This window comes from Streptomyces sp. NBC_01264 (assembly GCF_026340675.1).
Lineage (GTDB): Bacteria > Actinomycetota > Actinomycetes > Streptomycetales > Streptomycetaceae > Streptomyces.
Genome location: NZ_JAPEOX010000002.1, coordinates 18,902 through 33,420 on the forward strand (window position 1 = coordinate 18,902; position 14,519 = coordinate 33,420).

Annotated in this window: 13 protein-coding genes and 3 pseudogenes; 8 read left to right on the forward strand and 8 right to left on the reverse strand. The window is 66.6% G+C overall.

Annotated elements, in window-relative coordinates; all coding sequences use genetic code 11:
• Positions 1-18: 18 nt before the first annotated feature.
• Both OG435_RS32840 and OG435_RS50200 read right to left on the reverse strand, forming a co-directional pair.
• A complete protein-coding gene (locus OG435_RS32840; RefSeq protein ID WP_266875295.1) occupies positions 19-1,752 on the reverse strand; it encodes an IS1182 family transposase in 1,734 nt (577 codons plus the stop codon).
• 476 nt (positions 1,753-2,228) lie between these two features.
• Positions 2,229-2,441: pseudogene (locus OG435_RS50200) on the reverse strand (hypothetical protein); the annotation flags it as partial.
• A gap of 202 nt (positions 2,442-2,643) precedes the next feature.
• On the opposite strand from OG435_RS50200, the gene OG435_RS32845 reads away from it, so the two are divergent.
• The 4 genes and pseudogenes from OG435_RS32845 (at position 2,644) to OG435_RS32855 (ending at position 5,413) form a co-directional block, all read left to right on the forward strand.
• A complete protein-coding gene (locus OG435_RS32845; protein ID WP_266882439.1) occupies positions 2,644-2,889 on the forward strand; it encodes a transposase in 246 nt (81 codons plus the stop codon).
• Between the two features lie 130 nt (positions 2,890-3,019).
• Positions 3,020-3,346 (forward strand): transposase, encoded by a 327-nt coding sequence (locus OG435_RS32850; RefSeq protein ID WP_266882440.1) that lies wholly within the window; start codon positions 3,020-3,022, stop codon positions 3,344-3,346.
• A 5-nt stretch (positions 3,347-3,351) separates the two neighbouring features.
• Positions 3,352-3,957: pseudogene (locus OG435_RS50775) on the forward strand (IS3 family transposase); the annotation flags it as partial.
• A 61-nt stretch (positions 3,958-4,018) separates the two neighbouring features.
• Positions 4,019-5,413 carry an IS30 family transposase gene (locus OG435_RS32855; RefSeq protein ID WP_430625551.1) on the forward strand — a complete coding sequence of 465 codons (1,395 nt, stop codon included), beginning with the start codon at positions 4,019-4,021 and terminating at the stop codon, positions 5,411-5,413.
• A 123-nt stretch (positions 5,414-5,536) separates the two neighbouring features.
• Here OG435_RS32855 and OG435_RS32860 read toward each other — a convergent pair.
• Positions 5,537-6,747, reverse strand: a protein-coding gene (locus tag OG435_RS32860; RefSeq protein ID WP_266882441.1) for an IS3 family transposase whose coding sequence is annotated in 2 segments (ribosomal slippage) — positions 5,537-6,456 and positions 6,456-6,747 — 1,212 coding nt in all. Because the reading frame shifts where the segments join, the coding sequence is not laid out codon by codon here.
• 77 nt (positions 6,748-6,824) lie between these two features.
• Here OG435_RS32860 and OG435_RS32865 point away from each other — a divergent pair.
• Entirely contained in the window at positions 6,825-7,037 is a 213-nt protein-coding gene (locus OG435_RS32865; protein ID WP_430625791.1) for an IS3 family transposase, read from the forward strand.
• Between the two features lie 84 nt (positions 7,038-7,121).
• On the opposite strand, the gene OG435_RS32870 is transcribed toward OG435_RS32865, so the two are convergent.
• From OG435_RS32870 to OG435_RS32890, 5 genes are all read right to left on the reverse strand, one after another.
• A complete protein-coding gene (locus tag OG435_RS32870) occupies positions 7,122-8,594 on the reverse strand; it encodes a hypothetical protein (RefSeq protein ID WP_266882442.1) in 1,473 nt (490 codons plus the stop codon).
• A 243-nt stretch (positions 8,595-8,837) separates the two neighbouring features.
• Positions 8,838-9,185, reverse strand: coding sequence for a hypothetical protein (locus tag OG435_RS32875; protein WP_266882443.1), 348 nt, complete (start codon positions 9,183-9,185; stop codon positions 8,838-8,840).
• Positions 9,182-9,418, reverse strand: coding sequence for a hypothetical protein (locus tag OG435_RS32880; RefSeq protein WP_266882444.1), 237 nt, complete (start codon positions 9,416-9,418; stop codon positions 9,182-9,184). Before OG435_RS32880 ends, OG435_RS32875 begins: the two co-directional genes overlap by 4 nt.
• Positions 9,419-9,558: 140 nt before the next feature.
• Complete coding sequence (locus OG435_RS32885) at positions 9,559-10,194, reverse strand: transposase (protein WP_266882446.1); 636 nt, start codon at positions 10,192-10,194, stop codon at positions 9,559-9,561.
• A 180-nt stretch (positions 10,195-10,374) separates the two neighbouring features.
• Positions 10,375-10,722 carry a hypothetical protein gene (locus tag OG435_RS32890; RefSeq protein WP_266882447.1) on the reverse strand — a complete coding sequence of 116 codons (348 nt, stop codon included), beginning with the start codon at positions 10,720-10,722 and terminating at the stop codon, positions 10,375-10,377.
• A gap of 127 nt (positions 10,723-10,849) precedes the next feature.
• Here OG435_RS32890 and OG435_RS32895 point away from each other — a divergent pair, with 127 nt between their 5' ends.
• From OG435_RS32895 to OG435_RS32905, 3 genes and pseudogenes are all read left to right on the forward strand, one after another.
• Entirely contained in the window at positions 10,850-11,182 is a 333-nt protein-coding gene (locus tag OG435_RS32895; protein WP_266882449.1) for a hypothetical protein, read from the forward strand.
• 338 nt (positions 11,183-11,520) lie between these two features.
• Positions 11,521-12,063, forward strand: a pseudogene (locus OG435_RS32900) (Tn3 family transposase); the annotation flags it as partial.
• A 316-nt stretch (positions 12,064-12,379) separates the two neighbouring features.
• Positions 12,380-14,470, forward strand: a complete 2,091-nt coding sequence (locus OG435_RS32905) for a peptidoglycan recognition protein family protein (RefSeq protein WP_266882451.1) — start codon at positions 12,380-12,382, stop codon at positions 14,468-14,470.
• The last annotated feature ends 49 nt before the right edge of the window (positions 14,471-14,519 follow it).

Below are 14,519 nucleotides of genomic sequence, written 5' to 3' on the forward strand. Positions count from 1 at the left end.
GCCAAATGTGGGGGGCAGTCAGGCCGTGAGGGTGAGGTCAAGTCTCGCGAGGTGACTGGTGCGGGTGTGGTCGAGGGGTTGGTTGTTCCACCAGGCGTCGAGGCGGATGAGGTTGAGGGCGACGGCGGAGTAGACGTGTTCGAGGTGGGTCTTCGCGAGGCCGCGATAGCGGGCCCTGCGGTTACCGGTGACGGCTGTGGCCTGGCGGATGGTGCCCTCGACGCCGGCGCGCAGGGCGTATGTGGTCTGCCAGTCGGCGTCCTGCTGGGCGGCGTGGTTCGTGTTGATCAGTTCCTGCAGGTCCCGTGGGCGCAGGGTGAGCTGGCGGCCCTGGCGTGTGGCGTCGGTGCATGCCGCTCTGACCGGGCAGGGGCCGCAGTCGGCCTCGTCGAAGCGGACCGCGATCCCTTCGCGGCCGTGTTGCCGGGCCGGGCTCCAGAACCTGCTGGTGGCGCCCTGGGGGCAGGTGGCTTGCTCGGCGTCCCAGTCGATGGTGAAGGCTTCGCGCTGGTAACCGGCGTTCTCCCGGTCCTGGCGGGAGGTGCCCGCCAGGAGCGGTGCGACCAGGGTGATCCCGAAGGCGGCCCGGGCCCCGGCGAGGAGTTCCGCGCTTGCGTAGCCGGAGTCGAGGTAGTGCTCGGCGGGCAGCAGGCCCCGGTCGGCGAGGGCCCGGTGGACGGGCTCGACCAGCTTCACATCGGGCACGGTCGCGTCCGTGGTCGCGACATGTGTGATCACGTTCGGGATGTCCGGACGCGCCCGGCGTCCCGGCCGCGGGGTCCCTCCGCCGGGCCGGGGCCGCTGGCAGACCTCGCTGATGTGCAGTTTGTACCCGGTCCAGTGTAGGGCGTTCTTGGTGCCGTTGCGGGCGTCGAGGTCGTAGGGCGAGGCCAGGCGCAGTCTGCCGGGCGGGAGACCCTCCTTGTCCGCCTCCCGCCGCTTGACCACCTCCCGCCCGTCGCCGCCGGTGGTGACCAGGTAGTTCTGCACAGTGATCCGGCGCAGGACCTGGACCGCGGGCAGCTCGCGCAGCCACAGGGGCGAGTGAGGGTTGTGGACCGCCCGCAGCAGGGCCACCGCGTCACGGCCGTAGTCCAGTACGAGTTCGTCCCGCTTGGCTTTGGAGCTGGCGGGACGCCAGCTCTCGTCGATGCGCCGCCCGTAGCGGCGGTTCCACCCACGGACGTCCACGGCCTGCGCCACCCAGTGCGGGGCCGCGGCGGACAGCGCCTCCAGCGCGGCCCGCACCGACTCCCCGCACAGCTCGAGGCGGTTCAGGTCCCGCACCGCCGCCAGCACGTGGGTGGAGTCGGTCCGCTGCTTACCCCCAGCCTTGACCAGGCCCTTGCCCTTCAATGCCGCCAGCAGCAGATCCAGTACCCGCTCCTCCAGGCCGTGCTCGACCACCCGGGTGCGGAACTCCGAGAGCACCGAGGCATCGAAGCCGACGTCCTCCAACTCCAGGCCAAGGCAGTACTTCCACGACAGGTCGAACCGGACCCGGTGGGCGGCGGCGCGGTCGGTCAGGTTCTCCGCCATCTGCAGCACCGTCACCATCGCCAGCCGCCCCGGCGACCAGCCCCGCCGGCCCCGCAGACCGAACGCCCCGGCGAACTCGGCATCCGCGAACAGCCCGCCCAGCTCATCCCGCACCCGCATAGCCAACGGCGGCGCCCCACGACCAGCCACCGCCCGCGCGACCCGCACCGTCACCTCAGGGACCTCGGGCCACTGCTCCGGCAGCAACGACATGACTCCCACCCCACCAGCCGGGAACGACAGAACCGGCCACCACCATGCCAACCGCCCGCCCTCACCGCAGGACACGACATTTGGCCAGCAGGATCCCTTGTGGGAGCGGTGCTCCACGGAGGGCATCACCTCGCGGGGAGCTTGCCGTTTAACCTCCGGTGCCCGACGGGGCAGGTTCGCTCGGCGTGGCGAGGGTTACTTGGGCGGTCCATGACCAGGGCTCCGTGGGCGGATCCCAGGTCACCTCGACGTCGGCGTCGTGGACGTCGCGGGCGAGTTCCAGCACCATGACTGCCGCAGCGGCTCGTGCGTCCTGCGGGGTCGGTGTTGATCGGAATGTCCAGGCGCCCGCAGAGCATGCCGCCTTCGACGGGTTGGATCATGAAGCGCCAGCCCTCCGGCGTCGCCAGCAGGACGATCACCTTCGGAATGCCCCAGGCGGGCCGCTTCTTCTTTTCTTGCGTCTCACCATGCCGCTATCCAACATCGTCGGGATCGTGGCGGTGAACGGGGGTAGCGGGGCTGCTGCCTCGGCGCGGTTTGGTGCCGACCTTGTGGTGCGCGGGGCGGGCGTAGGGCTCGCCGGTGGCGAGGACGCGTCCGACGTCGTAGCGGGTGGCGGGCTGTCGGTTCTTCGAGCCGGCCGGGCGACCGGGGCCGGGGCGGGTGCGTTTTGGTGCACTGGCTGGCGTGCCCGGAGGCTGTCGCACGACTTCCGCCGGCCCGGAGTCAAGAGCGATTTGATGTTCGGTTCAGCTCTTCATGGGATCGTCGGAGTGTGAGTTGGTGGGGCGGAACTTTCTGGTGTGCGACCGTGAACGTGATCTTGAGATGCCGGTGAATCCCCGGGACTGGCTGCCACCGGGACACCTGTGCTAGAGAGTGCTCGATGTGGTAGACGAACTCGACCTGTCGGCCTTCGAGAACGGCCACCGTGCTGATGGCCAGGGCGGTGCCGCATATCCGCCGGCGGTCCTTACGGCGCTGCTCATCTACTGCTACAGCAAGGGCATACGCTCCTCACGCGGTATCGAGCGGGCCTGCTGGGACGATCTCGGATGCCGGATCATCACGGTGAACCGCCCTGCGGACCACTCCACTGTCGCGCGCTTCGCCCAGCGGGCACTGTCACGTTAACGGTGCATGACATGAACGCGTCAATAGATCTTTCGGCGAGCGCCCCGGATCGCATCATCAGGCGAGAAATTTTCCGTGACAGATGCCTCGAAGGGATCCAGATTTCCTGACGCGGTGAAAGGATCGAGTCATGGCACGCCCTTCCTCCTATCCCCTTGAGCTGCGCAAACGAGCGGTCCGCATGGTCGCCGAGGTTCGTGGCGACTATCCGAACGAGTCAGCCGCGTTCAAGGCGGTCGCCGGCAAGCTGGGCATCGGCTCGACCGAGACACTCCGTAAGTGGGTCCGGCAGGACCAGGTCGACTCCGGGGCCCGTCCGGGAACGAGTACGGAGGAATCTACCCAGCTCAAGGCGATGAAGAAGGAGATCGCCGAGCTGAAGCGGGCGAACGAGATCCTGAAGGCGGCGGCGAGTTTCTTCGCGGCCGAGCTCGACCAGCCACACACACGCTCGTAGCGTTCATCGACGAGCACCGGGACCGCTTCGGCGGCGTCGAGCCGATCTGCCGCGTGCTGACCATGCATGATTGCAAGATCGCCCCCTCCACCCACTACGCCCATCACAAACGGCTTGCCGAACCGTCCGCCAGGACCGTGCGGGACGCCGAACTCAAGCCCCTGATCCACCAGGTATTCAAGGACAACTACCGTGTTTATGGAGCGAGGAAGGTCTGGCGGGAGCTGAACCGGCAGGGATATGCGGTGGCCCGCTGCACCGTCGAGCGCCTGATGCGAGAGCTCGGAATCGCCGGAGCGGTCCGCGGCAAACGAGTGATCACCACGCTTCCCGGCGGCCAGGCCGGGCGGGCTCCCGACCTGGTGGACCGAGACTTCGCCGCCGGCGCCCCGAACAGGTGCTGGGTCGCGGACTTCACCCACGTCAAGACCTGGGCCGGTATCGTCTACGTCGCCTTCGTCGTAGACACCTTCTCCCGCCGGATCGTCGGCTGGTCCGCGGCCACCGCGAAGGAAACGGTCTTCGTGCTGGACGCCCTGGAGATGGCGATCTGGCAGCGCGACCGCGATCAACACCCAATCCAGCCAGGCAAGTTGATCCACCACACGGATGCCGGGTCGCAAGGCGGATTCAACTGGTCGTCGCAACACCTCGTGATCGTGGAGGTGTGGGGTGGTTCGTCGTCAGCAGGCAGCGGACAGGGCGGTGCGTCCGAAGTTGAGGTCTCCGGGGCATCCGAAGTACCAGCGTCATGTCGAGGCGGCGTTCTGGACGGAGATCGCCAAGGGCCTTCTTGCCGAGGAGGCCGCGGCCGTCGTCGGCGTGGCGCCGGCGGTCGCGACGCGCTGGTACCGCCAGTGTGGCGGCATGCGACCGTTCGATCCGAAGCCGCCTTCGGGCAGATACCTGTCGTTTCGCGAGCGGGAAGAAATCGCGCTTCTCAAAGCCCAGGGCAAAGGAGTGCGCGAGATCGCTCGAGATGTCGGTCGTGATCCTGGAACGAGTTCCCGGGAACTGAGGCGCAACGCGGCCACGAGAGCCGGCAGGCGTGACTATCGGGCGTCCGTTGCCCAGTGGAAAGCCGACATGGCTGCACGCCGCCCGAAAGCGGCAAAGCTCGTTGCCAACCCGCGGTTGCACGCCTACGTCCAGGAGCGACTGTCCGGTCAGATCAGCACGCCATGCGGCAGGGCTATCGCAGGTCCTGCAACAGGCAACTGGACGGGACGGAACAAGCCGCATCGCGCGGATCGGGCATGGGTCCAGGCTTGGAGTCCGGAGCAGATCGCGAACCGGATCAAGCTGGAATTCCCGGATGATGAGTCCATGCGCATCAGCCACGAGGCGATCTACCAGGCCCTCTACATTCAGGGCCGCGGAGCGCTGAAACGCGAGCTCATTCTGTGTCTTCGAACCGGTCGCGCTCTGCGTGCGCCGCGGGCGCGTTCACGCCGGAAGACCTGGGCGCACGTGACGCCGGAAGCGTTAATCAGCGAGAGGCCCGCCGAGGTCGAGGACCGTGCTGTTCCCGGCCACTGGGAAGGGGACCTGATCATCGGGCTGGAGCGTTCCGCGATCGGCACCGTAGTCGAGCGGTCGACCCGGTTCACGATGCTGGTCCACCTGCCCCGCGAGGAAGGGTTCGGGACAATCCCCCGAACGAAGAACGGCCCCGCCCTGGCCGGTTACGGAGCGATCTCCATGAAGAACGCACTCGCCAACACGATGTCGACGCTGCCCGAGCAGCTGAGGCGCTCTGTGACATGGGACCGCGGCAAGGAGATGTCGGCACACACGCAGTTCCGCATCGAGACCGGTATCCCTGTGTTCTTCGCCGATCCACACAGCCCATGGCAGCGAGGCACAAACGAGAACACGAACGGGCTCCTGCGTCAGTACTTCCCGAAAGGCACCGACCTTTCACGCTGGTCCGCCGAGGACATCGAAGCTGTCGCCCACGCACTGAACACCAGACCACGCAAGACACTCGGCTGGAAGACCCCAGCCGAGGCACTCAACGAGCAAGTACTGTTGCTCCAACAGGCCTGTGTTGCAACGACCGGTTGAGTCCAAGCAATACACGAGCTTCCGGCTCGCCGAGCACCTGGACGCCGCCGGCATCGCAGCCTCGATCGGATCGGTCGGTGACGCCTACGACAATGGGGCCTTGACCCCGGATTTTGAACACGTCTATGCGGCTTGGGTCAGGGTAGTTGCAGCTGGCTGGAGGTCGTTCTCGTAGGCGATCGGGGACCGGTGGCCGAGGCGGGAGTGTCGGCGGCGGGTGTTGTATCGGGTCAGCCAGCGGAACGCGTCCAGCCTGGCCTCGCGCTCGCTCGACCAGGCTTTGCGGCCTTTGAGTGTCTCCCTCTTGAAGGCGGCGTTGAAGCTTTCTGCGGCTGCGTTGTCGGCGCTGGATCCGATCGCGCCCATGCTCTGCCGGACCCCGGCTGACCTGCAGATTTCAGCGAAGGCCCTGCTCGAATATTGGGATCCGTGGTCCGTGTGCATGATCGCTCCGGCCAGGTTTCCACGGGTCCGCTCGGCTGCCGCCAGGGCGTCGATGACGAGTTCGGTTCGCATGTGATCGGCGATCGCCCACCCGGCCAGCCGGCGCGAGCACAAGTCGATGACGGTCGCGAGGTAGAGCGGCTTCGCGCCGCTGACCGGCAGGTATGTGATGTCGCCGACGTATTTTCTGTTGACGTCGGCTGCGGTGAAGTCGCGTCCGATCAGGTCCGGTGCCTTCGACGCGGCTTGGTCCGCGACGGTGGTGCGGTGCCGGCGGCGCAACCGGACTCCCTCGAGCCCGATGGTCCGCATGATCCTGGCGACCCGCTTGTGGTTGACCACCGGACCCTCCTCGTCGCGGAGTTCCGCGGTGATTCTGGGGGCTCCGTAGGTGCCGTCGGAGTCCTGGTGGATCTTGCGTATCCGGGCCGCGAGCCCGGCCTCGACGCTCTGCCTGGCCGCTCTCGCGGCCGCGGTGCGACGCCAGTAGTAAAAGCTCGACCGGGCCAGGCCGAGGATGTCGCAGAGCCGCTTCACGCCGTGACGGCGCTGGTGATCGTCAACGAACTGGTAGCGGTTCACCAGCGCGTCTCCGTCGCGAAATACCGGGCCGCCTTGCGGAGAATGTCCCGTTCTTCCTCGAGCTCGCGGATCCTCTTGCGGGCGGCGGCCAGCTCCGCCTGAACGGCGTCGCCGACGGCCTGCGAGGCGGCCGGCGGTGCGGAGTGGGCGCCAGGTCGGCGGCCGTCGGCGGCCCGGATCCAGTTCCTCAGCGTCTCGGTGTTCACCCCGAGATCAGCGGCGACCGACTTGATCGTCGCTCCCGGCCTCGACCGGTACAACGCGACCGCGTCCGCCTTGAACTCGGCGGGATAGTGCTTCATCCCCACAGGGACTCCGTTCTCCTGGACCATCAAGATCCAAGTGTCTCCGGTGTCCAAAACCTGGGGTCAAGGTCCATGCCCTGATGGAGAGCGCGATCGGCCTGTTCAAGACCGAGCTGATCAAGCCCCGACGGCCCTGGAAAACACTGTCCGACGTCGAGCTCGCCACCGCCGAGTACACCGACTGGTACAACCATCGGCGACTCCATGGTGAGATAGGCCACGTCCCACCCGTCGAATACGAGAACAACTACTGTCGCGCAACCACAAAACCCCAGGTCACAACCACAATCTGAAGTCTCTACCAAACACGGAACGGTTCAGCTTCTCGGGTCAAGGACCATGACCGAGCTCTGTTCCAGGGGATTGACATCTTGAGGTTAGGCGGGCGTGATTCCCTCCTTCGCCCAGCGGCCGTAGATGAATATGCGGAAGTGCTCCCACCATTCGTGCATGTACCCGTCGACGACCACCTCAAGCTGACGTAGGGTCATGACGTTCCTGACCTGCGCTTCGTGGTACGTGGCTGTGATGTCCCCGCCGCACTGCGCGAGCAGGTCCAGGTCGTCCTGGTCGAAGGACTTCATGGAGATTCCCCGCTCCCGGGAGCCCTCAGGGAGGGAGGCCGCTGCAGAGAACCTGCCGACCCGCCCGATGGAATCCTCGAGTGCTGTGTGGTCGATGCCCGGGTACATGCCCGTGCTCTCTCCTTGGCCCGTCAACATGTCCAGGATGTGGCTGTCGAGGACTTCAGGAGCAGAAAGCGTCAGCCCCGTGTCAGTCGGGAACACCGTCGGGTTGAAATGCTTCTTGACGGCGATCCACAGCATCAGCCGGCAATGGCTGACACCGTCGATCTGTTGGGGACCGTGCATGTACTTCCAGAAGAGGTTGCGCCAGCCGTTTACGAGCCAGGCCTCGGTCAAGGTGGTCGGGGGGTGCCCGAGCCTCCCCCACAACGGACCGTACTTGAACGCCGCGGGTTCGTCCTTCTTGGGCCATTCCTTCTCGGGGAGGCTCGCGTCCTTCCATTCGTACGCCGCGGTGAGCCCTATGCCCGCTAGGGCCGCCCTGGTGGCCTGGGGGAGGGCTTCGTACTCGGAGAGGAAGGTGGCGTAGTCGACCCCCATGGTGCGCATCTTGTGGTATCTGCGCGCCAGCAGCACGATGTACCGCTGGTCATCGGGGGCGTACTTGAGGTCCCTCACGTTGCCCAGCGTGGCCTTCTCATTGGCAGGGGTCTGCTCGTGTCCGAGGGAGACCGTCGTGGGGAGGTCCCGGAACCGCCCTACTTCGGGTCGGCACGCGACGAAGTGGATCTTCGCGCCGCCTGCGATGTCGCCGGCCAGCAGGGCGAAGACCTTGGCGAGTCCGATCGAGTCGGGCAGTGACTTGATCTCCTTCGCGACCGGATTTTTCACACTCGCCTTGCGGAGGACCTCGTGCACGTCCGCACCGACGACGTAGACGACTCCGTCCGTGGCCGCGGAAAGGGACGCCAGGTGCTGGATCAGCTCGAAGTCGCTCCACTTGGTCAGGTGGATGTCGCGCTTCATGGACCCGCGGTACTGACTGTGGCTTCCGATGCTCGATCCCGCATTCAGGACGGCGAGGCCGACGGAACGCAGGGTGTAGGAGTCGACGTCCGTGTGGAGGTTGACCTCGACGCCCTCGGGGATCTTCACCTCTCCCTCAACGTAGGAAGTGCCGTGCGAAAGCACGTAGATCACCCTGCCGGAGGAGCCAGCCGTCCCCTTGGGGGAGAACGCGGGCGCGACGTATGTGGTCGGCGTTGGAGCCGGCCGCTTCGCCTCGTCGGAGGTCGTGTCGTCGCCTTCGAGGCGGCGCTTCATGCCCCGTCCGCCTTCACTCGGGCTATGTGTCGGGTCGATTTCCATGTCAACCTCTCGAAGCGCGCTGCTGCGCGACGTGCGGGCCTGTGGCAGGTGTTTCTTGATCAGCCGCATGCTCTCGCCGTATCGAGGCCGTCGCCTTTCGCCCTGCCGTAGCAAAGTCGCACGGGGTCCCCCGGGGCGCGACAGCCGTTCGGACAAGAGGGCAGGCAGGGACTGTCAATCCCCTGGAACAGAGCTCAGTCATGGTCCTTGACCGAGTGCGTCTTCGCGGAAGCGGTGGCACGCGGGGCATCGCCAGATGGTGCTGATCAGGGCCACTTGGAGGAAGGCCACGGCTTGATAAAGGGCGAAGCTCAGCCGCTCTCCCTGTTCCGCGTCGGCGAGGGCCAGATCGAGGGCTGTCAGGACCCGCTCGGTCCCTCCAGCATCGCGGCTGCCGCGTGTCGTGGTGAAGAAGTCCCGGAAGCCATTGCGCGCCGCTGCCTCCGCGTCGGGGCGAGTGGCGCTCCAGCGCGGCCACGTGATCTGCGTGCGAATGCGCAGCCAGCCGGCGAGAGCATCCTGCTGCTGGTCAGATGCGGACGTCACGGGTTTCCGTCCAGGGTTCGGGCAAACCGCGAACTCACTGTGTCGACCACCACGACGTCCGGTGAAGTCCAGCTGCCGAACCGGCCGCCGATCGCGCTTTCCACGATCTCCCGGGCGCGCTCCTCCTCGATGCCGTTGTAGGCGAGGAACCAGCCGAGGACTTGCTTGGAGTGCGTGTACCAGCCGCTCTCGGCCTGCGACCGTCGGCCACCACAGTCACCAGGCGCGTGCATGCCCGCTCCCAAAGCCAGGGGTCCACGGGGACGAGGACACCTCTGACTGCGACGGCGGCGACAAGACAGAGAAGCGCTCTGCCAGATCCTCTATCCAGTCACGCCACTCGAGCAGAGCCGCGACCCCTTTCAGGCCACCTCTACGCAGTTCGAAGTACCTCTTCGGCACAGACAGCGGCAAACGGTTCGGCGGATGCCTCTGCATAGGACCGGCTCCTTTCAGGAGTCGCGACCACCGATGGAAACCGCCCCGCGTCCAGAGGCCGGTTCTGCCAGGTCACGAGCTCGTCAATCACCGCGTCGGTGACCTTGCTGATCAGGTCCGGGCTGACCTCGATCCCGTAGATCTGGGCGAGGTGGGAGCGGATGTCACGCACGCTCATCCCGCGAGCGTAGAGCGAGAGGATCCGGTCGTTGAACCCAGCGAGACGGCGGGCGTTCTTCGGGACCAGCCTCGGTTCGAAGTCGCCGTTTCGGTCACGCGGCACCGCCAAAGTGACCGCTCCGGCATCGGTCAGGACCGTCTTGGGCGAGGTTCCGTTGCGGGAGTTCCCAGACCCGTGACCTCCGGAATCTCCGCGCTCGTAGCCGAGGTGTTCACTCATCTCGGCTTCCAGAGCCCGCTCCAGGACGGCCTTGGTGATCTCGGTCACGAGCCCGCCCTCACCGAGAAGGGCCGCCCCGGAGGCGTCAGCTTTGTCGAGCAGCCGCTCGACCACCTCGTCGACCGTATTGTCGCTGGCCACGGACGCGGCCGCTTCGTTTTTGTCTGCCATGACTCGTCCGATCCGCCCGGCCCACAGGCCCGAGGCCGAGCCCCGGGCCAGGCTTCCACATCACGGACTTACACGATCTTTCAGACACGCTCGGAAGCCCCAAAGGACAACTCCGATGCACAGAACAGGAGCAGGTGGAGGCGACGTGGTCGATGGCTGGCCATTCGTCGCTCAGGGCAGTCAGGCCCAGGGGTCATCGGACGGTTCGGGTGCTTCGGGATGGAGCATGCGGCGGACGCAGTCCAGGAGCCCCGGCACGCCGCGTCCAGCGGCGGCCATCCAGGGCAGGGCGTCCATGGCACGGGCGCGTTCTTCGGTGGCGAGGGCTTCGACGGCGGCGTGCAGGGCATCGGGGACGGGTTCGTCGGTAAGACAGAGCCAGCCGATAGCGGCGGCAAGGCGGACTTCAGGTGCCTGCGGCTGGTCCTGCCACAGCTCACGGTTCCATGCGGTGGCCGGCTCGTACGGGTGGGCACGTGTGCTCTCTGCCGTGGCGAGAACCTGGGCGCAGCCGTCCCTGGCGTACACGTCACGGAAGCGCGGTCAGAACCTTCTAGGTGGCCCAGCTGGGCTACGCGGCGGGCGCTCGAATGGCAGCCACGGTGCGTCTCATCTGCGATTTTGGCCATCTGGGCTACGGAGTGATCCTGTCCGTATGGACCATGCGCTCGCTTTCTGGGACAGCCCCTTCATCAACTTCAGGCACTTCGACTTCCCCGACGGGCTGGGCCACGGCTACCGGTGGGTCCACATCAAGCGCTTCCACCTGCCACCCGCTTCACCGGCCGACCAGGACCTTCTGGCCGCCTTGATCGCCCACCCCGAGTTCCGGGACACCTACGACGGGAGCCGGCGTCTGGCTCGAACCGCGCCACGGCCAGTGGCGGTCCGATCGGATCGCTCCCAACACATACACGGCCGTCGACGAGACGAGGGCGGCCGGCACGATCCGCATATGGGCCACCAGTGGCGTCCCGCTTCCCCCTGACCTGGACGCGAGGCTACAAGAGGCGGTCTACGCCCCAATCGGCCAAGCGACGAGTCGATACGCACTCGGAGCCCTCCCCGAGGATGCACACCACGACTACGGCCCCATCCACATCGAGTTCCATGAACTCGTGCTGATCGACCGCCGCCTCGGAACCCTCACCCTCCTCGTAGCTGCAGACGACTGAGACGGCTGCTACGGCCGAGTCCCCGGACCGGCCGACGCGTCGCAGCACACTGAGCGTCCTACTTGGCCAAGCAGGCCAAGTAGCGCGCTAAGTCACTGTGCTGTCTCATCGAAGACTGAGCGATGTCACCGAAGGTTGAGCGGCCGGACCTGAGCGGCACTGGGAGGACATCCTGCGGATCATCGGCTCCATTCGCACCGGAGCCGTCCGCGCCCACGACGTGATCCGGATGCTGTCCCGCGACGGGCGCCCGACCCAGCTGGGGGACGCGGTCGCGCACTACGGTCGGATCGCCAAGACCCTGCACATCCTGCGCCTGGCCGACGAACCCGCCTACCGCCGCAAGATCAAGGTGCAGGCCAACCTCCAGGAAGGCCGTCACGCGCTCGCCCGGAAGATCTTCCACGGCAAGGCCGGGCAGCTCTACCAGCGCTACCAGGACGGCATGGCAGACCAGATCGGCGCCCTCGGCCTCGTGCTGAATGCCCTGGTGCTGTTCAACACCCGGTACATGGATGCCGCTGTCACTCAGCTGCGGGCAGACGGATTCGACGTACGCGATAAGGACGTCGCCCGCCTCTCTCCATTCGTCCGCCACCACATCAACATGCTCGGCCGGTACTCCTTCCAGCTCCCTGACCTGCTTGGAGGAATGCGGTCCCTGCGAGACAAGAACGCCCCCAAGGACGAGTAGCGGCGTGGCCGCCTACTCGCTCAGCACGTTAGTGCTAGTCAGAGGCGTGGAGAGCGTGGCAGCGTTTCCGCCAACCCATAACGCCTTGTTGCTCCGCGCGGCCAGGAATGAGGCTGCCCGGCACGGAAGGGGCGCGTCCAGGGGAAAGTCATACGGGGCGGCCGGCCGTTGGCTGGAGGCGGCATCGGCTGATTGGTGAGGTTCCCCAGGCGCCTCTGTGGGGCCAAAGGGCCTACAGAGGGAATGCCGCCCGGGAATGGCTGGACGAGGGTGGCGGTGAGGCAGTTCCCCGCCGTCACTGAGGGAGACCCGGTTCGTGGCCACATACAGATCTCTTCGCGTCCTGGTCAGCGTGAACGCCGGTGTCGCGATCCTGCTGGCCGGTGCGTCCGGCAGTGCGCAGGCGGCGCCGGGCGAGGTGGCGGATTTCCAGCAGGTCGTGGCGGATGCCGCCAGAGAGTTCCAGGTGCCGGAGGAGGTGCTGCTCGGCGTCAGCTACCAGGCTTCCTGGTGGGAGGGGAACGGGGGCCGGCCCAGCACGCTGGGCGGCTACGGCCCGATGCACCTGACCGACACGACGGCGGGCAAGGCCTACGCCAACCGTGCCGGTGAGGGGCCCGTCGACTCGACGGGTACCAAGGACCCCTCCGAGCACACGTTGAACGTCGCGGCGGAACTGATCCATGTGCGCCCCGACAAGCTGCGGACGGATGAGAAGGAGAACATCCGGGCGGGCGCGGCCCTCCTGGCCTCCTACCAGAAGGAAGTATCGGGAACACGCGCCAAGGAGCCCGGCCGGTGGTACGCGGCGGTCGCCCGCTACAGCCAGGCCGGCGACCAGGCCAACGCGGCTGCCTACGCCGACGCCGTCTACACCTCCATCCGCACCGGGCTGGAGCACACCCGCAAGGACGGCCAGCACATCGTTCTGACCGCCGACCCCGCGGTCACGCCCGACAGGGACCAGCTGCCGAAGCTGCGCCTGCGCCGAGGGGTCCCGCTGCCCGCGCAGGCCGAATGCCCGAAGTCCCTGATCTGCCGGTTCGTTCCGGCCGCTGCGAACAACTACCAGGTCGCCTCACGGCCCGGAAACAAAATCAAGATCGACACCATCGTCATCCACGATATCGAGGGCAGCTACCAAGCGGGAATCAGTACGTTCCAGAATCCCTCCAGCGGGGTGTCCGCCCACTACGTCATGAAGTCCGACGGCAGCCAGACCACGCAGATGGTGCCGAACAAGGACATCGCCTTCCACGCGGGCAACTACTGGGTCAACATGCACGCCGTCGGCATCGAGCACGAAGGCTTCGCCGCGCAGGGCGCCACCTGGTTCACCCCCGCCACCTACGAATCCACAGCCAAGCTCGTGCGCTATCTGGCGGCGAAGTTCGATGTGCCGCTCGACCGGCAGCACATCATCGGCCACGACAGCGTCCTCACCGCTACAGCGGCGGGTATCCCCGGAGCCCACTGGGACCCCGGACCCTATTGGGACTGGAAGAAGTTCATGATCCTGCTCGCCTCACACGGCAAAGAGGGCGGGCACGAGGGCGGCGGGCACCGCCATGGCACAGGTCGCCCCGGCCAGGCGGTGACCATCGCACCGGGCTTCCGCCACAACCTTCAGACCGTCCAGGTGTGCAGCACCATGCCTTCGGCCGGTGGCGCGGGCCGCTCCACGGCCGGCGGCGGCGCAGGAACCGGATGCACCACGCAGACCCAGCCCTCGAACTTCCTCTTCGTACGCACCGCACCACACCACGACGCGCCCCTGTTCGCCGATCCCGCGATCCACTCCGACGGGACGCCGGGGAGCGACAGGATCGACGACTGGGGCAGCACCGTCGTCGCAGGCCAGCAGTTCATCGTCGCAGACCAGAAGGGCGAATGGACGGCGATCTGGTACACCGGCAGGAAGGCCTGGTTCCACAACCCCCACGGTCACCACACCAAACCGGCACCCCACGCACGCGTCATCCGCCCCAGAACAGGCCCAGCAGCCGTACCCCTGTACTCGACCGCCTACCCACAGCCTGATGAGTACCCCAGCGGCCTGTCTCCCTCCGCCCAGACGCCCCTCGGCATCTACACCTTCCCCCAGGGCCAGGCCTACGTCGCCACCGCACCTCCGCATTACACCGTCGACTTCTTCAAAGCCACCCCCACCCGCCCGGAAACTGTCGTCACCGGCCGCGGCACCTATGACGTGATCCAGTACAACCACCGCTTGGCGCTCGTCGACCACCACGACACCATGACCCCGCAGGGGAAAGACGGCGAAAAAGGGGCACAGCTCAGGGCGCCAAATGCCTTGGGGATGTCAGACTTCCGGTTCTCACCTACCGCGGCCCTGTGCTCCCGCATCCAGGCGACGGCTCCCCTCAGCAGCTGCGGAGGATGGTGATGACCTGCCTTTTACTGCGTTCCCACCCCAGAACCCCGACATGAGGGAA